The sequence below is a fragment of the Colwellia psychrerythraea genome (genome assembly GCF_000764185.1).
GTDB lineage: Bacteria > Pseudomonadota > Gammaproteobacteria > Enterobacterales > Alteromonadaceae > Colwellia > Colwellia psychrerythraea_B.
Genome location: NZ_JQEC01000072.1, coordinates 36,743 through 58,623 on the forward strand (window position 1 = coordinate 36,743; position 21,881 = coordinate 58,623).

At 37.4% G+C, this 21,881-nt stretch carries 20 protein-coding genes; 8 read left to right on the forward strand and 12 right to left on the reverse strand.

The window, feature by feature from the left end:
- Window positions 1–10: 10 nt before the first annotated feature.
- Entirely contained in the window at window positions 11–634 is a 624-nt protein-coding gene (locus GAB14E_RS01345) for a chemotaxis protein CheX (RefSeq protein ID WP_033084435.1), read from the forward strand.
- Window positions 635–641: 7 nt separating this feature from the next.
- Window positions 642–2,711: a response regulator gene (locus tag GAB14E_RS0123545; RefSeq protein ID WP_052094113.1), complete on the forward strand. Its 2,070-nt coding sequence runs from the start codon at window positions 642–644 to the stop codon at window positions 2,709–2,711.
- 26 nt (window positions 2,712–2,737) lie between these two features.
- Here the strand turns inward: GAB14E_RS0123545 and GAB14E_RS01340 are convergent, their stop codons facing one another.
- Window positions 2,738–5,041, reverse strand: coding sequence for a YgiQ family radical SAM protein (locus tag GAB14E_RS01340; RefSeq protein WP_033084436.1), 2,304 nt, complete (start codon window positions 5,039–5,041; stop codon window positions 2,738–2,740).
- Between the two features lie 287 nt (window positions 5,042–5,328).
- Here GAB14E_RS01340 and GAB14E_RS01335 point away from each other — a divergent pair, with 287 nt between their 5' ends.
- A complete protein-coding gene (locus tag GAB14E_RS01335; protein ID WP_033084437.1) occupies window positions 5,329–7,242 on the forward strand; it encodes a DUF885 domain-containing protein in 1,914 nt (637 codons plus the stop codon).
- Window positions 7,243–7,392: 150 nt separating this feature from the next.
- Here the strand turns inward: GAB14E_RS01335 and GAB14E_RS01330 are convergent, their stop codons facing one another.
- From GAB14E_RS01330 to purM, 4 genes are all read right to left on the reverse strand, one after another.
- On the reverse strand, window positions 7,393–7,896 hold the full coding sequence (locus GAB14E_RS01330; RefSeq protein ID WP_033084438.1) for a hypothetical protein: 504 nt from the start codon (window positions 7,894–7,896) through the stop codon (window positions 7,393–7,395).
- A 479-nt stretch (window positions 7,897–8,375) separates the two neighbouring features.
- Window positions 8,376–9,140: a DUF3108 domain-containing protein gene (locus tag GAB14E_RS01325; protein WP_033084439.1), complete on the reverse strand. Its 765-nt coding sequence runs from the start codon at window positions 9,138–9,140 to the stop codon at window positions 8,376–8,378.
- Window positions 9,141–9,291: 151 nt separating this feature from the next.
- Window positions 9,292–9,933, reverse strand: a complete 642-nt coding sequence (gene purN / locus GAB14E_RS01320) for a phosphoribosylglycinamide formyltransferase (protein ID WP_033084440.1) — start codon at window positions 9,931–9,933, stop codon at window positions 9,292–9,294.
- 123 nt (window positions 9,934–10,056) lie between these two features.
- The gene (gene purM / locus GAB14E_RS01315) at window positions 10,057–11,097 is read right to left on the reverse strand and encodes a phosphoribosylformylglycinamidine cyclo-ligase (RefSeq protein WP_033084441.1); all 1,041 of its coding nucleotides are present in this window, start codon (window positions 11,095–11,097) and stop codon (window positions 10,057–10,059) included.
- A gap of 183 nt (window positions 11,098–11,280) precedes the next feature.
- On the opposite strand from purM, the gene GAB14E_RS01310 reads away from it, so the two are divergent.
- A complete protein-coding gene (locus GAB14E_RS01310) occupies window positions 11,281–12,756 on the forward strand; it encodes a DUF2066 domain-containing protein (RefSeq protein WP_231562127.1) in 1,476 nt (491 codons plus the stop codon).
- Entirely contained in the window at window positions 12,753–13,463 is a 711-nt protein-coding gene (hda, locus tag GAB14E_RS01305) for a DnaA regulatory inactivator Hda (protein WP_033084442.1), read from the forward strand. Before GAB14E_RS01310 ends, hda begins: the two co-directional genes overlap by 4 nt.
- An 88-nt stretch (window positions 13,464–13,551) precedes the next feature.
- On the opposite strand, the gene GAB14E_RS01300 is transcribed toward hda, so the two are convergent.
- The 5 genes from GAB14E_RS01300 to GAB14E_RS01280 all read right to left on the reverse strand — a co-directional run bounded on the left by GAB14E_RS01300 (window position 13,552) and on the right by GAB14E_RS01280 (window position 18,510).
- Complete coding sequence (locus tag GAB14E_RS01300) at window positions 13,552–15,486, reverse strand: hypothetical protein (protein ID WP_033084443.1); 1,935 nt, start codon at window positions 15,484–15,486, stop codon at window positions 13,552–13,554.
- A gap of 41 nt (window positions 15,487–15,527) precedes the next feature.
- Window positions 15,528–15,923, reverse strand: a complete 396-nt coding sequence (locus GAB14E_RS01295) for a DUF2069 domain-containing protein (RefSeq protein WP_033084444.1) — start codon at window positions 15,921–15,923, stop codon at window positions 15,528–15,530.
- A gap of 39 nt (window positions 15,924–15,962) precedes the next feature.
- The gene (gene arsC, locus GAB14E_RS01290) at window positions 15,963–16,313 is read right to left on the reverse strand and encodes an arsenate reductase (glutaredoxin) (protein WP_033084445.1); all 351 of its coding nucleotides are present in this window, start codon (window positions 16,311–16,313) and stop codon (window positions 15,963–15,965) included.
- A 61-nt stretch (window positions 16,314–16,374) separates the two neighbouring features.
- Complete coding sequence (bepA, locus tag GAB14E_RS01285) at window positions 16,375–17,841, reverse strand: beta-barrel assembly-enhancing protease (RefSeq protein WP_231562128.1); 1,467 nt, start codon at window positions 17,839–17,841, stop codon at window positions 16,375–16,377.
- A gap of 60 nt (window positions 17,842–17,901) precedes the next feature.
- Entirely contained in the window at window positions 17,902–18,510 is a 609-nt protein-coding gene (locus GAB14E_RS01280) for a hypothetical protein (RefSeq protein WP_033084447.1), read from the reverse strand.
- Window positions 18,511–18,646: 136 nt separating this feature from the next.
- Here GAB14E_RS01280 and GAB14E_RS01275 point away from each other — a divergent pair, with 136 nt between their 5' ends.
- The 3 genes from GAB14E_RS01275 (at window position 18,647) to GAB14E_RS01265 (ending at window position 20,543) form a co-directional block, all read left to right on the forward strand.
- Entirely contained in the window at window positions 18,647–18,868 is a 222-nt protein-coding gene (locus GAB14E_RS01275; protein ID WP_033084448.1) for a sulfurtransferase TusA family protein, read from the forward strand.
- A 31-nt stretch (window positions 18,869–18,899) separates the two neighbouring features.
- The gene (locus GAB14E_RS01270) at window positions 18,900–19,982 is read left to right on the forward strand and encodes an AI-2E family transporter (protein WP_033084449.1); all 1,083 of its coding nucleotides are present in this window, start codon (window positions 18,900–18,902) and stop codon (window positions 19,980–19,982) included.
- 96 nt (window positions 19,983–20,078) lie between these two features.
- Window positions 20,079–20,543 (forward strand): methylglyoxal synthase, encoded by a 465-nt coding sequence (locus GAB14E_RS01265; protein ID WP_033084450.1) that lies wholly within the window; start codon window positions 20,079–20,081, stop codon window positions 20,541–20,543.
- A 131-nt stretch (window positions 20,544–20,674) separates the two neighbouring features.
- Here the strand turns inward: GAB14E_RS01265 and bcp are convergent, their stop codons facing one another.
- The gene (gene bcp / locus GAB14E_RS01260; RefSeq protein WP_033084451.1) at window positions 20,675–21,151 is read right to left on the reverse strand and encodes a thioredoxin-dependent thiol peroxidase; all 477 of its coding nucleotides are present in this window, start codon (window positions 21,149–21,151) and stop codon (window positions 20,675–20,677) included.
- A gap of 58 nt (window positions 21,152–21,209) precedes the next feature.
- A complete protein-coding gene (locus GAB14E_RS01255; protein ID WP_033084452.1) occupies window positions 21,210–21,737 on the reverse strand; it encodes a glycine cleavage system transcriptional repressor in 528 nt (175 codons plus the stop codon).
- Window positions 21,738–21,881: the final 144 nt, after the last annotated feature.

Below are 21,881 nucleotides of genomic sequence, written 5' to 3' on the forward strand. Positions count from 1 at the left end.
TAATCATTATATGTCAAATAATTTAACTCCCCTTGAAATAGACGCCTTAACCGAAATTTTCAATATTGGTATAGGTCGAGCTGCCAATTCATTGAATCAAATGGTTTCTCAAACGGTTGACTTAACTATTCCTACAATAGAAATACTGCCTAATAAAGAAGCCAAAGAAAAACTTGATTTAGATACAACAATGGAAATTAGCGCCGTTACCCAAAGGTTTTCTGGTGATTTTCAAGGGCAAGCTTTGTTAATGTTTAGCAAAGAGAATGGTTTGCAGTTAGTGAGTTTATTACTGGGTAATAAACTACCCATTGAAGACTTATCTGAACTAGAGCAAGACTCATTGGTTGAGATAGGCAATGTAATTTTAAACGCTTGTTTTGGCACTGTAATTAATTTTTTAGATTCTTCTATTTCAATCGAAATGCCTGAGTTTATTCAAGGAAACCTTAATAAAATTTTTACCTACAGTAGTGAGCATGATTGGTCGCTATACCTTAAAGTGAAATTCTGCTTACCAAGTGAAAATATATCTGGGTATATATCTTTTATTATGGATATTACCTCACTAGAAATATTTCAAGAATCTGTGAGGAAGTTTGTGTTTGGAGTCACTAGCAAAGCATTAGGGTAAAATTCGTATGGCAAATTTATCTGATGGCATTCTTTATGCTGCATTAAATCAGCTTTCTGTTGGTATTATCATCATAGATGAGCAAGAGCGTTTAGTGTTCTTTAATCAATGGTTAAGTGATTTTTCCGGGCTGGATTTCAGTCACCAAGAAGGAAAAAAATTATCCGGTGTCTTTCCGCAATATCAAGGTTCCCGGTTACATCATGCTTGTGAATCAGCTTTAACCCTAGGCTTGCCAGCACGATTATCAAATACTTTCAATCCAACGCCACTACCGCTCTATCACAGTAACTTTCTAGGCGATGATAATTACCTAATTCAACAGCAAATTAGTGTTAAAAGAATCGCGGTCGAATCATCAAAGCCACTGTGTCAAATAGTCATTGATAATGTCAGTCATATAGTTAAAAAAGAGCAGGTTCTAAAAAAATTAGCCGATGAAAATAAGATGCAACGGCAAAAAGCAGAGCTAGCAAATAGGGCTAAGTCAGAATTTCTTGCGAATATGAGCCATGAAATAAGAACACCAATTAATGGTGTTTTAGGTATGTTAACTTTATTGGCCGATACTCAGTTAAGTCAAACTCAAAGTCATTTCTCCAAGCTTGCTAAAGTCAGCGCTGAAACCTTACTACACCTTATTAACGATATTTTAGATTTTTCCAAAATAGAAGCTGGCAAACTAAATATGGAAAAAATAAGCTTCAATTTACCGGAATGCGTTACTGAAGCTGTGCAAGCTATGGCAATTAAAGCACAACAGAAAGATATTGAAATTATTTTGGATACTTTAGCGTTAACTGAGCAGTACGTTATTGGGGATCCAAGCCGATTAAAACAAATAATAACTAACTTATTGAGCAATGCTATTAAATTTACTGAGCATGGTGAGATAAAAGTAATTGTTGATTTAGAGTCGAAAAATTCAACGGTATTTAAGCTCAAGGTAGCGGTAATGGATACTGGAATAGGTATTCCGGAGCAAAAATGTGCTGAGCTTTTTAATGCTTTTACCCAAGTTGATGCTTCAACGACTCGAGAATATGGCGGCACAGGACTTGGACTCACTATTGTTAAACAGTTATGTCAACTAATGGGCGGTGACATAACTGTTAGCAGTGTACAAGGGCAAGGAAGTGAGTTTACATTTCAGGTAAATATAGCTAAAAGGGAACAGCAAACTAATCAAAAAACTAATCAACTGGAAAGTTTGACAGATAAAGCGATATTAGTCATTGAGAGTAATGAAAGTAGTGGTACCGGTATAAGTAAACAATTACAGCAGTGGGGGCTTAATGTTGTTATGACTCTGGTGGTCAGTGAAGCGCTACGATTATGTGAAGAAAATGTATTTTCTGTGATCATGCTTGATAGTAATATTGATACTGTTTTGTTAGATAGAATTGCTAATGTCTTACTTTTAAACCGTAATACTAAGCAAGTACCTATTGTATTAATGACGCCAATGGCTTATCGCTCGAATGAAAATAGTGCCATCAACAAGTTAATGGCTGAAAGCGAAAAGGTCTTGCGGTTAACTAAACCAATAGGAGCTAGCAACCTCCATAATACTTTAACGAGTATCCTTACTAATGAAGTGAATAAAGCTGTTCGAGGGCAGTTTGAATTAACCCCGCCAAGAGCAAAAATTACTAAGGCAAATAACGAGCAAGTTAAAATTTTATTAGTTGAGGATAATAGGATAAATCAAGAAGTTGCCTTAGGGTTACTTAGGAAAATTGGCTATCATGCTGATGTCGCTTGTAATGGTGTGCAGGCACTAGAGTTATTGATGCAATGTCAGGGTAGCGAGCCATATCATTTAATATTGATGGATTGTCAAATGCCTGAAATGGATGGATATCAAGCAACTAAATTAATCCGCAGTGATAATAACTACCAACAATCTAGTCAGGTTAATATTATCGCTATGACTGCTAATACTATGACGGGTGATGAACAAAAGTGCCTTGATGCAGGCATGAATGATTATTTGGCTAAGCCAATTAATCCAAGGTTATTAGCTGAAAAAATAAGTTATTGGTTATCTAAAGTTGTAGATAATCAGTATTCGTGATCAACTACAACTTTAGAACAGTCGATTTACTTTCGTTTCTTCCGATCAGAGAACTGATTGTCTGAAAAGCGTGTTAAACCCTTTTTATGTGTTGGTGTTTTCTTGTTCTTACCATTACCTTGCCCAGACTTAGTTCTATTTTGACCCGGACTGGTTTTAAAGCCTTGCGAGTTGTTTTTACCTTGTCTGCTTCTATCAGTTCTTTGTTGCTCGCCGCGAGTTTCTCTTGGTACTAGACAATTTGGCGCAGAGCCAATAAGCTTAGTTAAGCCCATTTTGGTTAATGCTTGACGGATTTGCGCCCAGTTAACCGGATCATGATAACGCAATATCGCTTTGTGTAAACGTCGTTGAATCGTTCCTTTTGGTACTGTTATTTTACCACTTTCTTTAGCTAAGTTCTTGCTGGTCACATTGCGCAAAGAGTTTAACTCCGTATGGTACAAGGTGGTGGCATTGGCTAATGGTGACGGATAAAAGTTTTGTACCTGATCTAACTTAAAGTTATTACTTTTAAGCCAAACAGCTAAATTGACCATGTCTCTATCCGTGGTGCCGGGGTGGGCAGAGATAAAATAAGGAATTAAATACTGCTTTTTACCGGCAAGTTTTGAGTAATGATCAAACATTTCCTTAAATTTGTCATAACTCCCCATGCCTGGCTTCATCATATTAGCAAGCGGGCCTTGCTCTGTATGTTCAGGGGCTATTTTTAAATAACCGCCTACATGATGGGTTGCTAATTCTTGTACATATTCAGGGTGTTCAATGGCTAAATCGTAACGAACACCAGAAGCAATTAATACTTTCTTAATGCCTTTTACCTTTCTAGCTTTACGGTAAAGCTCAATCGTTGGTGTATGATCGGTATCTAAGTGACCACAAATGGTTGGCCAAACACAAGAAGGTTTTCTACAAGTCGCCTCAGCTTTTTCACTTTTACAGTTTAGCTGATACATATTGGCAGTTGGGCCGCCAAGATCTGATATCACACCAGTAAATCCAGGGACTTTCTTTTTAATATCTTCAATTTCATTGATGATAGATTCATGAGAACGACTTTGAATAATACGTCCTTCATGCTCGGTAATAGAACAGAATGTACAACCACCAAAACAACCACGCATAATATTAATTGAGGTTTTGATCATATCGTAAGCGGGAATTTTTGCTTTACCATAACTTGGGTGCGGTACACGCTTATATTCTAGACCAAATACACCATCCATTTCTTCTGTTGAAAGCGGTTTAGCTGGAGGGTTTAACCAAATAAGTCGAGTACCATGGCTTTGTACTAACGGTTTTGCCGAGGTAGGGTTAACTTCTTGGTGAAAAATACGCGATGCGTGAGCATAGAGAACTTTATTCTCTTTAACTTGCTCAAATGTTGGCAAGTTAATATATGTTGTTTCCCAAGGTTTGGCCTTTTTATCCCATGTTTTATTTCGGTAATCAGCCATTTCGATTGGCTGAGCTGTTTTAGTGATATCATTTTCGGTAATTGATGCTTCTGTTTGCGCTTCATTATCACTACAAGACTCAGGCGTAATTTCTTCATATGGGCTATAAATAGGATCTATCTTGCCGGGCCTGTCAATATCACGTGAATCTATACCTTTCCAACCAGGTAGTACTTGATTGGTTAAAAAAGCACTGCCGCGCACATCGGTAATGTTTTTTACATCTTCCCCACGGGCGATGCGATGGGCAATTTCAACTAATGGCCGTTCGGCATTACCAAAAATTAATAAGTCTGCTTTTGAATCAAACAATACTGAGCGACGTACTTTATCTGACCAATAATCATAATGCGCAATTCTACGTAAGCTTGCTTCTATACCGCCAATAATGACGGGCACACCTTTAAAGGCTTCTTTACAGCGCTGAGTGTATGCTGTCACCGCGCGATCAGGACGTTTACCGCCTTCATCATTAGGTGTATAAGCATCATCATGGCGCATTCTACGCTCGGCGGTGTATCGGTTAATCATCGAGTCCATGTTACCGGCGGTAACACCAAAAAATAAATTAGGCTTACCTAGCTCCATAAAGGCATCTTTTGAATGCCATGCTGGTTGCGATATGATGCCAACCCTAAAACCTTGTGACTCAAGCATACGACCGATAATAGCCATACCAAAACTAGGGTGATCTACATAGGCGTCACCAGTGACTATGATAATGTCACAACTGTCCCAACCTAATATATCCATCTCTTTTCGTGACATAGGCAAAAATGGTGCTGTGCCGTAACACTCAGCCCAGTATTTCGGATAATCAAATAATCCTTGCTGTGGTTGCGAAATTATTTGTTTTTTTACTGAAGTCATATCACCATTCCCATTGGGGTTAACCGATTGTAAGTCACTATGTCACTAAATTACTGCGCCGCATCCTTTAAAAGACCGATAACCGAGACCGGGAAAATAGCGGGCGCGAGATTATATCAGAATTATCGGACTATACCCAAATATATCCGCCTGTTTTTTGTACAGTTTGGTTGGGTGTGATTTATATGGCCAAATTGTATAATGTTTACAATTTGGGGCGTATTTGCTCTAATTAAGATATTCGATATAAAAACAATACATAGAGTTATTAAAATTTAGAGGAAGCTATGAATAATAAATTAAAAAACAGCTTGTTGGCGAGCACAATTATGGCAGCCCTTGGCATGAGTGGTTGTGATAATAACAACGATGCAGTGGCAATAAATGAGTCAGCAATAGAGTCAAAAAAAGCGAGTGAAAGTGCAGGGAATTCTGCTGAAAATAGCGCAGAACAGCATTTAACCAAGTTATATTTACAAGCCAAACAAAGCCTCTTTAAGCAACGCGCATTGTCAGCAACCATGTTTGGTTTATCTGAGCAAGATGTTGGTCTAATTGTTGCTGACAAGATGGAGGTTTTTGCCTCGGCTGATGAAGCAAGGTTACGCGCTGAGCTATTATCAATATCTAATGAAATAGCCAATATTCAACTTGTAGATGCTGATATCACAGCTAAAAACAATCAACAAGTGATGGCTGGGTTAACGCGTTATTTTGCTGGTGATCCTAATTTTACCGTTGGTTTTATTGATACCTGGATGGGGCTTTCTCCTTTTATCGTCAATCAAATTAATGGACCACTAATCGATATTCCGCGCATTATGCAAAACGATCAATCTATTACTTCTGAGCAAGAAGCTTTAGCTTACATTGCGCGCTTAGGGCAGTTTGATAAACTAACAGCGAGTATCATTGAAAAACAAACTTTTGATGCAGCACAAAATTGGCTACCGCCAAAAGTTACTTTGCTAGGGGCAATTAAATATCTTAATGGTTTTATTAGCGTGCCAGCAGAGCAGCATTCTTTTGTTAAAGTGTTTAGCGATAAAATTGAAAAAGTTGACTCACTTAGTGCAGAGCAAAAACAAGGTTTAATTAAACAAGTTATTACCAAGGTAAGTGAAGTCGTTTACCCCGCTTTTAAATCAGTGACTAAGGCAAGTGAACAATTACTGACTCAGTCTCGGGATGAGTCAGGTATATGGGCACAGCCAAAGGGTAGTATTTATTATCAAGATGCTATCAAGCAACTAGGTGACAGTGAATTAACGCCGAGCCAAATTCACCAAATTGGCTTAGATGAAGTAATTCGCATCAGTAGCGCTATGGATAAAACATTGCAAGCGCAAGGTTATAAAATAGGCTCTGTTGGTGAGCGCATGGTAGCGCTTAATGAAGAACCACGCTTTTTGTATGAAGACTCAAAAGCAGGTCGTGCAGAACTACTTAGTGATATTAATGGTTATATCTCTGAAATTACAACAAAAATGGCGCCAGTATTTAAAACTACGCCAAGTTATCAAGTAGAAGTAAAAGCATTTCCTGTAGAAGTACAAGATGGTGCTCCGGGTGGTCAATATACTTCTCCAGCGGTTGATGGTAGCAAGCCAGGTATATATTGGATTAATTTACGTGATATGAAAGCTAATCCTAAATTTGGTTTGAAAACCCTAACCTATCATGAAGCAAATCCAGGACATCATTGGCAAATTGCCTTGAATTTGGATCAAGCTGAATTACCTTTTTTACGTAGAATAGCGCCTTATAACGCCTATGCGGAAGGTTGGGCTCTTTATTCAGAGCAGGTCGCCTTTGAACTTGGGATGTATGAGAATGACCCGTTTGGTGACTTAGGTCGGTTACAAGCTGAATTGTTTAGAGCTGTTCGTTTAGTCGTAGATACTGGTCTACATGATAAACGCTGGACACGGGAACAGGCCATTAGTTATATGGCAGAGAAAACAGGAACAGCTGAATCTGATGTTATTGCTGAAATAGAGCGCTATATGGCATGGCCCGGTCAGGCATTAGGTTACAAACTGGGTATGCTAAAAATATTAAGCTTAAGAGAGCAAGCGAAGCGACGTTTAGGTGATAAATTCGATCTAGCAGAGTTTCATGATGTTGTACTTTTAAATGGCGCAGTACCTATGGCCGTATTATCTCGTAATATTAACCATTGGTTAGATAGCAAGTCATAAAAAGTAAGAATATTTAATCGACTATATTTAATAGACTAATAATTTAATTAAAAAATAAAAATTCGTATTATGAAGAATAATACGGATTTTTTATTTTAAAAAACTTAGCTGTTATGTACATTTTATCTTTCATTGTTAGCGAACTTTAGCTTAGTGAACAACTTGGTCTTTTTCTGGCATTTGATTACAGCGCTGATTTTTAAGCAAAACACACTGAGTCTCTCCTAAACGTGCACAAGTATCGAGATCGGCAATTTCATCAGTGGCAAAATATGCATTTGAAAGAATAACAGCAGAACAATTACCGCGACATAAAACCTTTTTTATTTGCTCTATATCTAAATGAGCAGACTTCTTATCAAGCATGTTATTTACTTTATTCTTTCCTTTGAAACTCACACAAAGCACTTTTGAAATATCAACACCATGTGTACCTGCTAGTTGCTCTAATGATGATTCTTCAGGGTTAATAAATAGCACCCATTTTTTTTCTTGATTATGTTGCTGGCAAATAGTCGCATAATGCGATGACAATTCTTGTTGGTTTTCAACACTAGTTAACTGTAACCAAGCTTGTTTTGCAAGGGGAGTACTGTTAGCACTTTCTATAACGTTGTTTATTACATTGCTGTTAAGTGTATTGCTTGTATACATAGTGTTACCTCGTGTTAAATAGTCATACTGTATGGATGTACAGTATATGGTTTTTGTTGGCTATTCAAGCACTATTTGTTATTTTTTATACAAATAAGTTTATAGACTTTAAAAAATTCAGTAAATAAAAGGCCAAAGAGCAGTGAGAATAATGACAACAGTCAGGTAGAGGTAAGAGCATTGAAATTTAATTGTTTAACAAATGTGGCTAATGGGGGTAACCTAAGATCTAACCGCTAATAAATAGCGTTAGCTGATGGTGCTATTTTAAAATACACATGGTTTACTAACAATCAAATCAAATTATAGAGCTTTCTTCGTGGAATAATTACTACGGATACTATTAAGAGAATACTAAGGAAGTGTTAAACGGTTTATACCAAACAGGTACTGCAAGGGTATGAGTTAGTCAATATTTTCATTCAATATAGTTTAATATTAAGGCAGTATTACACTACCTTAATAACTCATGTTATATCTTATTTAAGCTCTAGTGATGATAATTGCGCTTCAAACTGCTCAGCGCCAGCTTTTACTTGGTAGAGTTTTACTAACAAGTAGTTTAGCTCTGGCGCAAACCAAGCGTAAGTTATGCGTTTTTTCTCGACAATTTCACGTTTTAAGCGGATAGTCTTCACCAATCCATAAGGAAGTATGAGTTCTTCTTCACCGTCATACTGGTACTCATAATTTTTAATTGAGCCTTTAGTGCTAATTACCGGGTATATAAAGCGTTTTTGTGTAGGGTTGTTGATGAGGTCAATACGGTTTTGCAGGTGGTAACTCAGTTTATCTAGTAGACCATCGGTGAAATTCAAATTTATTTTTTTATCATTTTTTGAATCTGTAGCTGTCTTTGCTACTAGGTCATACTGCCATTGATAGTATTTATCACGGCCCGTACCTTCACGTTTATAGTCATAACTAAAAGGAATTACTTGGTTATTTTCAATGTTTACTATGGCAGTCTCACTGCGTGTATCAGAGAAAATTAACCAACTGATATCCGTTTCATAATGGTATTCAATTTTATTGTCTTCAAGATAACTTAATTCCCTTATCGCTTTACCTACAGGATCTGATTTATGTAATAAGGTATAAGTTGCTCGATATGCAGGTATGATCGCCGAGAAGGATTCTTGTTGTACTTGGCTTGCCTCTTTTGGAGAGATTTTAATATCAGCAGTATTGGCTAAAGCTATGAAAGGCACAGCTAGAAAAACTAGCAGAGGTATTTTCCGCATAATAAAAAAATGTCCAGAAGCAATTAGTAGTTATTTATACTAACAGCTTCTGTAAGGGGAAGTAGCAACAATTTGGTAACTAATTTGTTGTGCTTTTTAATGAACACTAAATTATGCTATTTGTCGTTAGCAACTTTTTTGATTAAATCGGTTAATCGGCAGCATAGCCTGAATTAGGCAGTGTATTACCATCGAGTATTGCATTATCGCCTTGCATGCTAAGCCTTTTTTCGGCAAACCACTTAACGACTAATGGGTAAATACGATGTTCTTGCTCATGTACTCGAGCAGCTAAATCATCACTGTTATCACCCTCAAATACCGGTACCTTCGCTTGAAGAATTACAGGGCCGCCATCAAGCTCTTCAGTGACGAAGTGAACACTAACACCGTGTACATCATCACCAGCATCAATAGCGCGCTGATGAGTATTTAATCCCTGATACTTAGGTAAAAGAGAAGGGTGTATGTTGAGTAACTTGCCTTGAAAGTGTTGCACAAAGCAGGGCGTTAGAATTCGCATAAAACCAGCTAATACAATTAAATCAGCATCAAAAGCATCAATTTTCTTTATCAAAGCTTGATCGTAATTTTCACGACTGTCAAAGTCTTTATGGGAAAGTGCTACGGTGGCAATGCCAGAATTTTCAGCACGTGTTAGGCCATAAGCATCTACTTTATTTGAGACAACGCCAACTACTTCTGCGGGGTAATTATTATCAACACAGGCATCAATAATGGCTTGTAGATTTGTGCCACCGCCAGAAATTAAAACAACTATTTTGCTCGACATATTTTTTCCTATTTTCTTAATAAAGAATTAATAAAGAACTAACAAGGATTGATAAAGCGCAGATAAATAAAAAGGGCTAATAAATAGCCCTTTTACAATACGCTTACTTAGAAAACTTGCAGTTTAGGCAAAAATAACTTGCTCTTCGCCGTCAGCTTTATCAGCGATTTCACCAATGTGCCAAGCATTCTCACCATGAGCTGTTAACACTTCAATGCTTTGTGCTACTTTATCAGCGGGTACAACAATAACCATACCAACACCACAGTTGAAGGTGCGGTACATTTCATGTTCAGTGATGTTACCTTTTTCTTGTAACCAGTTGAAGATGCTCGGCCATTGCCAGCTATCACCTTTAATTACAGCTTGTGCTGTTTCAGGTAATACACGAGGGATATTTTCCCAGAAGCCACCACCAGTAATATGAGATAGTGCGTGTACATCAACATTTTTTAATAACTCAAGCACAGATTTTACGTAAATCTTGGTTGGCTCAAGTAAATGGTCAGCAATTTTCTTGCCTTCGAGCAATTCATTAGTATCAGTGGTGTTCACTTCTAATACTTTACGAATTAAAGAAAAACCATTTGAATGAGGACCTGAAGCGCCAAGCGCTATTAATTGATCGCCAGCGGCTACGCGTGTGCCGTCAATTAATCGAGATTTTTCAGCTATACCAACACAAAAACCAGCAATATCATAATCGCCTTTGTGATACATGCCTGGCATTTCAGCGGTTTCACCACCAACAAGAGAACAGCCAGCTTGTAGACAGCCTTCAGCGATACCTTCAACTACAGATACAGCCACGTCAACATCAAGTTTAGCGGTAGCATAATAATCAAGGAAGAATAACGGCTCAGCACCTTGCACGATAAGGTCATTTACACACATAGCAACTAAATCGATACCAACGGTATCGTGTCGAGCTAAATCGATAGCTAAACGTAATTTAGTGCCGACACCGTCGGTACCAGCAACTAGTACAGGCTCTTTATAACCGGTAGGTAATTGAAATACCGAACCAAAACCACCTAAACCACCCATAACCTCTGGACGTGTTGTGCGTTTTACCGCACCTTTAATTTTCTCAACTAGGGCATTACCAGCATCAATATCAACACCAGCATCTTTATAGCTTAACGACTGTTTTTGTTCGTTCACGGGAAACCTCAGAAATTACCGACAGTATTTTATGGGGCGTATTCTACCAGTGCTAAGTCTCATACTCAAGATGATAAACAGTATCTTCACCTTGTTTTATTTTAACAATACATTTCTAAAGGATTTATGAATATTTGCGAGCATTGATTGCTGGTGATGTGGTAAGATATTATTCATAAAATCATGGCGTTTTTTAAAATTTTAGTTGATATGTTTAAATTTCCTTTTGTTATATTTATGCTGATATTCTCACTGCTTAGCGGTAATTCAGTAGCCCTTGAAGTAAACGATTTGTACCAAGTTAATATTGTTGTAGATTCACAGGATAGTGAATTACGTGAACAGGCGATAAAAAAAGCACTCCAAGGTGTGTTTTTGAAAGTTGGCGGTAAAAAAAGTGTCTTAACGCATAAAGTTTTACGACAAGCGCAAAAAAGAGCTAGTCGTTATGTAAGTCAATATCGCTATCAACGTAAAGATGAGCAACTAAGTTTGGTTGTCAGCTTCAACGAAAATAAAGTAAACCAATTATTTAAAAAAGCAAACTTAGCATTGTGGGGCAGCTTACGACCGCAAGTACTGCTGTGGTTAATCGATGAGCAAGGTACAAGCCGCAATATGATAGCTGCGGATGCTGAGTCTATAATTCCCGCGAGTGTAAATGATTTCTCTATAGAGCGAGGTTTACCTATTATTATGCCGTTGATGGATTTAACGGATAATGAAAATGTAGTGTTGAGTGACTTTTGGGGGTATTTCCCTGAACAAATTCAACAAGCTTCGCTGCGCTATTTTGCCGACACGGTTGTGGTAATGAAAGTATCAGATTCGAGTCTAGTTATGGATACTGAGCAGAGTGAAACCACGGGTGATTTAGATAATATTTCTTGTGGTTTGTTATGTGTAGAGCAAAAAGTTGAAAGCCCTAAAGTTTTAGAATGGCGTATCTACACCCAAGGCACGCTATATGTGCAGAAATATCAGGGTGTTGATAAAGTCAGCTTAATTAATCAGGGTTTATCTGATATTACTGAGTTTATTTATCAATCTTATGCCTTATTAGCTTCTGCAGAAAATGAAGTTGTTATTGAAGTGCAAAATGTTACTTCACTAACGAGCGATAGCCAAGTATTCAACTTCCTTACAGACTTATCATCAGTTAAAACTGTGACTTTAATCAGCGCACAAAGTAGTGTTCGCCGGTTTCAGTTAGATTTAGTTGGCTCACAAACTTCCTTTTTAGCCTCGTTAAAGTTGAATACAAAATTGACGCAAAAATTTGACTCACAATTTGATGATTTACCTGTGATAGATGAAATCGATGAGCAACACGATGTAGACAGCAATTTTGAGCGTGACATATTAAGTGATTTACGAACCCCGATGAAGATTGTTGTTTTAGGTGAGGACAATGCGGTAAAACACAATTTGGAGGATAATGTTCAAGACAATGCTCAAAGTAGTGCTCAATATAATAACCAAGAGACTATTGATAAAAGTTTGTCGGCAAGTAATTTACCTTCAGAGGAAGACAACGCTATAGATGCTAAGCCAGGCACTGAACTTTCAACAAGCGAGCAAGACTCGGCAATAAAGGCTTTAACACCACCGTTAACTATTATTCCCAACATACCCGTTTTTTATTGGGAGCAAGGATGAAGCAAGTAGCTCAATTAACCCTGATGGTGCAGTTACCTGATGATGAGACTTTTGAAAGTTTTAAAAGTGATCTTAATGTCGGTGTAGTCAGTCAATTAAAGTCGTACATTGAACAAGTACAAGATACACCGCACGGTTTTTATTTATTTGGCTTATCCAGTGCTGGCAAGTCACACTTGTTACATGCCAGTAGTACTTACGCGGCACAAGTTGGTAAGTCTTCTGTGTGTCTATCTTGTGCGGAATTAAAACACTTACCCGTAGAAGTACTCGATGGTTTAGAGCAAATTGATTTAATTTGTTTAGATGACATTCATTTAATTGCCGGTGATAAAAAGTGGCAGCAAGCGATATTTGATTTGTTTAACCGCGTGCTTGAGCAAAATAATTATTTATTAATCTCAGGAAATGAAAGTGCTCAACAGTTAGGTATTAGCTTACCGGATCTTGTTTCTAGGCTTTCTTGGGGGTTGACTGAGCAAGTAAAGCCACTTGATGATGAAGCAAAGATTGCTGCTATTCAACATAGAGCTACGCAGCGCGGTTTATTTTTATCTGATGAGGTGGTTAAATTTTTGCTTAATCGCTTAAGTAGGGATATGGACAGCTTGATCAAGTCACTGGATGTGCTAGATAAAGCCTCAATTCAAGAGCAAAGAAAGATTACCATACCTTTTATTAAAGAAGTGCTTAGTCTTAACAGCTAACTCATGGCTAATAAAATGAAACAATAAAAAAGCACGATTAATTAATCGTGCTTTTTTATATTAAAATTTTGTATCAGACTTATAGTCTCTAACCCTTGGGTAAAGGTTTTTCATAATAACGAGTAACGTTATTTAGCGGCCTTTCAACAGAGCTCGTTGAAGAGGCTCTCGGTAGTGTGTACCCTTTAAATTGTTGCATTAAGAGAGTAGGGTCTGTCTCAGTAGAGCTGATGGCTAAATTACCTAACCAGCTATTACCGCTAACCATCTCTATTGGCATAGGAACTGTTGCAATTGCTGTTTGGCTGTCAAATTCAGGTAATACTCGAATAGCACTAAATAATACCCTATCTGTTAATTTATCATCACCAATGCGGCCACGTTGGCCCCAAGTTACAATATAGTCACTTGCTGAAATATTATTACCAGTAGGTTGATTAGTTATAGCAACATCGCGAATAACCCCAAAGCGATATTGCATCATCAATTCTTCAAATAACATCGCATAGTCTTCGCGTAAACTTGAATAAGCATAAAAGTCAGTTGCGCGATCTGGTCTGAAATAAAGCTCTATATCGCTTGGCTGATAATTTTTTTGTATTTGGTTAGCTGCTTCACCGGCAAAACTAACTTGCGCTAAATTACGCATTTCTTGGCTTGCTAAGGGTAGGGTAATAGCGAGCTGGTCTGATTCAAAATCACTACTTAATGCTGCATCTAATATGCGCTGATTATTACTGTGTATATACCATTCATTACTGGGGAAAAAGTCATTAGCGTGAGCAAGTTCATGATACATTAACGAAGTTAAACGGTATAAACCATCAGCCGAGGAGCGGGTAACTCGATCAGCTTTATCATAACTCTGGCTGGCGTAGTCATTATCTTTGACATAACGCCAAGGCATAACAAACTGTAAATCTTTACCGAAATCAGCTCTAAAGTCAGGGGCCTCATTAATGGTATCTCGCTCTTGTGGTGTTAACCACAGGTTTTCAGCATCTAAATATATTGCTCCGGTGGCTGCCCAATAAAAGGAAGGGCGCACATCGTAAGCAATAACAATTGCCGTAGTTGCTCTCAATAAGTTTTTAATGTCGTTGTTAACATCATCATTAATTAAGAAATCTTTAAATCTATCGCCCATCCATTGGTGGGATACAACAACTCTGTCCATAATAGTATCAACAGAAAGTATTGCAGAAGAGCCTTTTACCTCTTCAGCAAGCAAAGGTATTTTAGCGAGGGCGCATGAGCTAGTTAGCGCATTTGAATATACACAGTCGACAATGTTTTGTGCATAGGGGCTGTTGGTATTATAAGGAAAAGCACTTGCATTACGATCTGAGAAATAGGCATTGCTATTAATCTCATTGGCGGGCTCAACCAAAACTGCCACTTGGTCGTTATAAATGGCATTATTACTGCTATTGGTAGCGGTAATATTAAAAGTAATAATCGTATCAAAGTCTACTTGCGGCGCGTCAAAAAATACTGCCAATTCACCATTACTGTTACCTGAAGTTAAAGTAACAAATGGACCTTCTATTTGCTGCCATTGCAATGTAGTGATATCAACGGATGAGTGTAATTCACTGCGAAATGACACTTTATTGTCCGATAATGCTGAATGAGATAAACGCGCAGTAATATTGTTGAAATCATCATTAACGGTAATGTTTTTTGCTAACGTTTGTTGGCTGCCATTATTAAGAGTAAAGCTGACGGTGAAAGCATATTCGCCCGCAAGGGTTGGCGTAAAAGAGATCACTTTACTGGTTTTAGCTAATATGGTAACTGGCTCTCCAGCGCTTTGTCGCCAGTTAATATCAGTGACTGTATCAAAAGGATAATGAAGAAGAAGGTCTATGCTTTGATTGATGTTTTGAGTTTTATCAAGTTGAACTATGCTATCGATTGGGTAATTCGTCTCATGATGATTGGAATTATTATCACAAGCACTTAACAATGTGATTAGTGCAGTGACTACTAGCAGGTTTTTACTGACAAAACTCAAAGGCATTTATTTCTTCTTTTTTAATCAAAGGGACAAAAGAGTTAGGGTTATTTATTATCTTTCTTTTTCCGTATGCTTAACCCAAGCTCTTGACCACGGAATTTAGCGTAATAGGTAGCACCAAAAAACATAGCGCTAGCAAAAACTAATTCTAATATTGCCCATATCATGTCTGATGGCAAGACCCACAGTGTAGTTAAGCTATGCAAAAAATAAATCAAGACTATAAAATTAGACCAAGCATAGGTGAAAGGGTTGCCTTGGAGCATGCCTTTTAATGGAAACAATAATGGCAGGGTAAATAGCAGTAAGGAGGTTGTAGTACTTAAGCTTTCACTTGGGCTTAATACTATTAGCCAAAGTGGCATAAAAATAAGTAGAGAAAAATAGCCGGCTAGGGCTATTTTTTTATAGTTATCCGTTGAAAGTCTCTGTTTGTTCATAGGGCTCTTAAATATTTAATAAGTTAGTAGTAATAGCGCTTAAAAAAAGCTTAAAACATTTTCTGGCGGACGGCCAATAATTGCGCTATTCCCATTAGTGACAATAGGGCGTTCAATCAGCTTAGCTGTATTTGCCATAGCTATTATCAGTGCTTCTTCAGTGGCCCCTTTTAAGTTTTGCTCAGTAAACTCTGCTTCTTTGACACGCATCATTTCAAGGGCTGAGCAGTTTAGCTGGCTTTGTAGTTGTTTAATTTTCTCAACATTTAGTGGCGTTTTCAAGTACTCAACTATGGTGATTTCTTGTTGTGATTTCTGTGCTTGCTCTTCAAGTAATGCCAGGGTCTGACGGCTTTTAGAACATCTCGGGTTGTGATAAATAGTAAACATGGGTTTCCTTAACTAATAAAATTATTGTAAAAATATCAACTGTTAGAACTGGGGTAAAAGGTTAAAGTCGTTTTAAACGGTTTTCTTGTTCTTGAAACTGCAAAATACGGGCTTTTATTCTTTTTTGCATGAGCGGCTGCTTGTCAAGAAAAGTATAACTAGTCTGTAATTCATCTACCGCTTTTGAATAACCACCTAACAAGGCGTAAACTTCTGCTTTGTTCATGTGCATTAAGCCCATTTTCCCTTGTGAGCGGTACAAAGTGGTTAATATATCATAAGCAATAAAGTTGCCCGGGTTGACTAATAAAAAGTCGTGTAAAATTTGTGCGGCAAGATCGTAATTTTTTACCTTAAGTAATGCGTTGGCGTAGTTTAAGCTCACCACCTGATTATTTGGCATAAATAAATTCAATTGCTCAAGCATTTTAATTGCTTTAGGTGTTTGATTATTCGCTATGTAAACATCAGTTAAAGCATCAACGTAAAATAAATTATTTTTATCCGCTTGTTTTAATTCTTCGAGTAATTGTTGCGCTTGGTCTATTTGTTTGTCTTCAAAATAAGATAAAGCCAAACCATATTGTGCGGCCGCTTTTAACGCATAGCGTTTTTTCGACAATTGCAATTTGAAATAGCTGATGTTTGATTTAGCATCCCCTTGATATCTTGATTTTAACCGTGCCTTAGTTAATTCAAAACCTAAGCTAGGCGGAATGGGCCTAGCTGGGTAGTTTAATGCACGTTGTCGGGCATCAGTGATCCGAGATTCTGGCATGGGATGGGTAAGTAACATTGCCGGTGGCTTGCTGGCATAACGATATTTTGCAGACATCTTGCTAAAAAAGCTGGCAGCGCCTTGAGGATCAAAACCGCTGGTAGCTAATAAAGCAATACCAACTCTATCTGCTTCTTTTTCATTTCCACGAGTATAGTTAATACTTGCCTGCTGACTTGCAGCCATACTGGCACTTAGAGCAGCCATACCGACAGTAGGGTTAACTAAAGTGATTAAAACACTGGAAAGCATTGCCGCCATGGACAATGTTTGAGTCTGGCTTTGAGATTCTAACCGACGCGCTAAATGACGTTGAGTAACATGAGATATTTCATGAGCAATAACCGATGCTAGCTCACTTTCAGTATCTGCTGTGGTAATTAAGCCACTATGAATACCGACATGTCCGCCAAAAAATGCAAAAGCGTTTAATTCCTTATTGTTTACTAGGAAAAACTCAAAAGCATAATTCACCCCTTGGGCATTTTTAACCAGACTGTTTCCTAAATGATTAATGTATTCAATAAGCACAGGGTCTTGAATAAGTGGTTGTGAGGCGCGTAATTGGCGCATCATTGCTTGACCAATTTGCAGTTCTTTATCTATTGATAAAACACTGTAGGCGGAAATACCAATGTCAGGTAATTTGTTTTTATTGTTCTGGTTAATGGCACTGGCATTAAAGCTTGTCGCTAGGGCAATACCTAATGTTAGCAATAAGGCGTTAAACATGGGTTTTAGGTTAAACAATATTACATCCTATATTCATTATCGAAATATATATGGGTTATTAAAGGTGAGTTAAAACAATTAACTTTCTTGGTTAAGAATATTACCATTTCTTTTATCAATTTCTTGATAAAACTCGGCAATACTATAGCCTTTGACCGCAATAATTTGAAAAGATTCGCTTAATATTGTGATTAACTCTTCAACTTTGTAATGCGCAAATTTTAATAAGGCTATATCAGCTTCATCACCACTTTGAAAACAATGTACTGAGAAGGCTACTAAGCTATTAATACGAAAGAGCATCTGCATCTTTTCTGGATACCATGTATTAAATGGGCATTTACCTTTAGTAATCATACTTTGTGTGATTGTTATGCCATCGACAGCAGGGTAGCAGTGTAACTCGTAACCCATGTCATTGTACTCATGGCGTAAACTAATTTGTGGCTTGTTTTTAACTTGTAGATAGCCGTCCGGATCTTTACTGGCATCTAACAGCGATAAATTCCAAGAATTAGGGTTCAAAATTTGTTTATAAGCACTATCAAAACCGTGAGTAAGTATACCGTCTAGATCACCTAACGAAGAAGCGAGTATATGATAGAGTGCTGAGACATCGCCCCAGCTAATTCTTTTTTTGTAAGCATTGATCTCTTTCAAAGAGGCTTCTGGGCTTAATGAACTCATTTAGTTAATATTCCTGATAATAAACTTATTTTCATAAGACTTACCTATATAGGTACGCTATGATAACGCCAGTTAGCACAGTGGATTAATTGTCGCAAATTAGTGAATTAAACTAAAGCGATGTTTTACTTTTTCTATGATTTATAAATATGATGGTAGAGGGGAGAAATGTCCCGTACCTTTGGTTAATTTACGTTTATTACTAAAGAAGATGCACCCTAATGACGAGTGTATTATCACCATTGACGATCTCGGATCCATTACTGATATTCCTAAATTACTCACTAAACAGGGCTATCATTACCGAGAACAAAACACAGTAAATGGCATTGTCGAAATTAGTATAAAAGTAACTTAGACATGTCGAACAAAATAAGAAATAGGAAGTTATGTTTAAGTTATTTAGTGACTGGTATACACGTAAATTCTCAGACCCTCATGCAGTTACTTTAGTCGTCATATTAACCTGTATTGCATTATTTATTGCCTTGTTTAGTAATTTATTGATGCCAGTATTTGTCGCAATATCCTTAGCCTTTTTATTAGACCTCCCGGTTAATAAGTTAATGCACAGCTCTATGTCACGCTCAAGTGCCACCGTAATTGTTGTCGTTAGTTTTCTTAGTATTTCCTTATTGGCAGTACTCGGGTTAATGCCAATAATCTGGAAACAAAGCAGCAATTTATTGCAAGAAGTTCCAAATATGATTTCCCAAGGGCAGGAGTATTTATTAACTTTACCTGATAAATATCCTGAATTAGTGCACGTATCGCAAATTGACAGCTTTATTGTCATGGTTAATGATAACTTGCTTGAATGGGGACAGGTGGCGCTTAAAGCATCATTAAACTCAATTTCTGATATTGTTGCCTTAATGGTTTATTTGATTCTTGTCCCACTGATGGTGTTTTTCTTCTTAAAAGATAAAACTGAATTGCTCACTAGTATTACCTATTTCTTACCGAAAGAGCGCCGTATGGCAATTAAAGTTGGTAATGAAATGAACCAGCAAATTTTAAATTACATCCGCGGTAAAGTGATTGAAATTTTTATTGTTGGTGCCTCAACCACCATTGCTTTTATGTTTCTTGATTTGCAATATGCGTTGTTGTTGGGGGTTTTGGTCGGTTTGTCAGTTTTAGTACCTTATGTGGGGGCAACAGTTGTTACGTTCCCGGTAATGCTGGTAGCACTTTTTCAATTTGGTCTCAGTAGTGAATTTGGTTACGTTATGCTTGCCTATGGCATAATTCAAGCAATAGATGGCAATGTCATTGTACCGCTACTTTTTTCTGAAGCCGTTAACCTTCACCCCGTTGTAATTATCATAGCCGTGATATTTTTTGGTGGCTTATGGGGTTTTTGGGGGGTGTTTTTTGCAATTCCTTTAGCAACACTGGTAAAAGCGGTTATTAATGCCTGGCCAACAATTCCTGAGCCTGATAGTAACAGTGAAACTAAGGCTTTATAAAAATCAGTGAAAGCTATTTAGAAATAAAGTAAAGAAAACTGAAGTTTAGCTGGAGTAAAACTAAAGCTAAATCAAAGAATACCGAAAGGACCATTAATGAAATTAACTTATACCCAAAGAGTGATGCCGGCACATAAACGTATGGCGTTGGTGGCTCATGATAATAAAAAGGCTGATTTAATTGCTTGGGCGAAAAAGCGCAGTGACGATTTAAAATTTCACCACTTATTCGCTACGGGCACTACTGGTACTTTATTAAGTTCAGCGCTAGGCTTACCAATAAAGTGTTTGTTTTCAGGGCCTATGGGTGGTGATCAGCAACTTGGTGCGTTAATCGCTGAGGGCGAGATTGATGTGATGATTTTTTTCTGGGACCCACTCGATGCTGTACCCCATGATCCCGATGTTAAAGCATTATTAAGGTTAGCTGCTGTATGGAACATTCCGGTAGCGACAAATAAATCGACTGCCAATTTTCTGATGGATTCAGATTTAATGACACAAGAGAGTCTTATTGAAATACCAGACTATGCGGGTTACCTAGCTGAACGCACTAAATAAGCCCAATTAGAGTAAAAATTAAATCACTTTTCTCATTTATACATAAAAAAGCCCTAAGCTATATTCATTAGCTTAGGGCTTTTTTATGTTACCTATTATTTCTTATGCACTTACCTAAGTAAGTCATTTAATTACTGATTTAATTCATTTAAAACAGCTAATACCACATCATGGTGCTCTTTGGTTTTAAATTTATTAAAAACATGGCTGATTTTGCCATCCAGACCAATTAAAAAGCTTAAACGGTGAATACCATCATACTCTCTGCCCATAAACTTCTTTAATCCCCAAACACCAAATTGATCAGCTACTTGGTGATCAACATCAGATAATAATGAGAAGTTAAGTTCATCACGTTGGCAGAATTTTGTTAGACGTTTTACTTCATCAGGGCTAATACCAAAAACAACTGTATTTAATTCATTCAGCTCAGCTTTTATATCACGCAACCCTTGAGCTTGAACGGTACAACCTGGTGTCATCGCCTTCGGGTAGAAGTAGACTAATACTTGTTTTTTACCAATATAGTCTGACAAGGATACTGATTCATCATCTTCATTTGCTAGGGTAAATAGTGGTGCGGTATCACCAACGTTTAACGTATTCATTATAAGCTCACCTTTATTATTCTTTGAAGTTATTTCGCAATATTTAACTAAACGGCTATTACAACAGATTAGCGTTAGCTTTTTTAATGAAACCTTGTACATCAGTTTGTTGACAAAGCTCCAAGAAGTCACGTTCCAGTTCATCAATACTAATTTTTTCAGTTAAAGCAAACAGTATATGAGCACTCATATTATTGGTTTTAGGGTCTATTTCTGACTTTAACGAAGAGATATCTATTTTACGCGTGGCAAAAAAGGCGGTCATCGCTTTCAATATACCGGGTTGATCTATGCCTGAATAACTCGCTTGATAATGTTTAACCAAGTCGAAGGTTCGGTGACCAGACGTACGTTTCATCATAGTAATTAAATCTAAACTATGGGCAATTTTAGGGATCCGTGCCTCAATCTTATTAATTGCTCTAGTATCACCATTAAGTAACATGATAAAAGTAAATTCTGAGCCAAAAAGCGCCATTCGGCTGTCTAATATATTACATTCGCATTCACTTGCTAATTTAGTTAATTCACTAACACAACCCGTTCGGTCCGCTCCCATTGCTGTTAGTACTAAATATTGTGACATTAATTACGCCTGAGTTGTCAATAAAGGCGCATTGTAACTGATCGTGATTAAAGTTGGAATCATCTTACATTTTTGTGGTCATATAACTTGTGTTTGCAAAATCAGCCAAGTACCATGGGGCGCAATATCTAGCCTTGTATTATA

What these genes read in the sequence shown, in the direction of transcription:
- GAB14E_RS0123545 (WP_052094113.1), top strand. Translation starts at nt 642, where the DNA reads ATGGCAAATTTATCTGATGGCATTCTTTATGCTGCATTAAATCAGCTT.
- GAB14E_RS01340 (WP_033084436.1), bottom strand. Translation starts at nt 5,041, where the DNA reads ATGACTTCAGTAAAAAAACAAATAATTTCGCAACCACAGCAAGGATTA.
- GAB14E_RS01330 (WP_033084438.1), bottom strand. Translation starts at nt 7,896, where the DNA reads ATGTATACAAGCAATACACTTAACAGCAATGTAATAAACAACGTTATA.
- GAB14E_RS01335 (WP_033084437.1), top strand. Translation starts at nt 5,329, where the DNA reads ATGAATAATAAATTAAAAAACAGCTTGTTGGCGAGCACAATTATGGCA.
- arsC (WP_033084445.1), bottom strand. Translation starts at nt 16,313, where the DNA reads ATGTTTACTATTTATCACAACCCGAGATGTTCTAAAAGCCGTCAGACC.
- GAB14E_RS01345 (WP_033084435.1), top strand. Translation starts at nt 11, where the DNA reads ATGTCAAATAATTTAACTCCCCTTGAAATAGACGCCTTAACCGAAATT.
- GAB14E_RS01265 (WP_033084450.1), top strand. Translation starts at nt 20,079, where the DNA reads ATGAAATTAACTTATACCCAAAGAGTGATGCCGGCACATAAACGTATG.
- GAB14E_RS01275 (WP_033084448.1), top strand. Translation starts at nt 18,647, where the DNA reads ATGATTTATAAATATGATGGTAGAGGGGAGAAATGTCCCGTACCTTTG.
- GAB14E_RS01270 (WP_033084449.1), top strand. Translation starts at nt 18,900, where the DNA reads ATGTTTAAGTTATTTAGTGACTGGTATACACGTAAATTCTCAGACCCT.
- bcp (WP_033084451.1), bottom strand. Translation starts at nt 21,151, where the DNA reads ATGAATACGTTAAACGTTGGTGATACCGCACCACTATTTACCCTAGCA.
- GAB14E_RS01255 (WP_033084452.1), bottom strand. Translation starts at nt 21,737, where the DNA reads ATGTCACAATATTTAGTACTAACAGCAATGGGAGCGGACCGAACGGGT.
- GAB14E_RS01295 (WP_033084444.1), bottom strand. Translation starts at nt 15,923, where the DNA reads ATGAACAAACAGAGACTTTCAACGGATAACTATAAAAAAATAGCCCTA.
- hda (WP_033084442.1), top strand. Translation starts at nt 12,753, where the DNA reads ATGAAGCAAGTAGCTCAATTAACCCTGATGGTGCAGTTACCTGATGAT.
- purN (WP_033084440.1), bottom strand. Translation starts at nt 9,933, where the DNA reads ATGTCGAGCAAAATAGTTGTTTTAATTTCTGGCGGTGGCACAAATCTA.
- GAB14E_RS01280 (WP_033084447.1), bottom strand. Translation starts at nt 18,510, where the DNA reads ATGAGTTCATTAAGCCCAGAAGCCTCTTTGAAAGAGATCAATGCTTAC.
- GAB14E_RS01310 (WP_231562127.1), top strand. Translation starts at nt 11,281, where the DNA reads ATGGCGTTTTTTAAAATTTTAGTTGATATGTTTAAATTTCCTTTTGTT.
- GAB14E_RS01325 (WP_033084439.1), bottom strand. Translation starts at nt 9,140, where the DNA reads ATGCGGAAAATACCTCTGCTAGTTTTTCTAGCTGTGCCTTTCATAGCT.
- GAB14E_RS01300 (WP_033084443.1), bottom strand. Translation starts at nt 15,486, where the DNA reads ATGCCTTTGAGTTTTGTCAGTAAAAACCTGCTAGTAGTCACTGCACTA.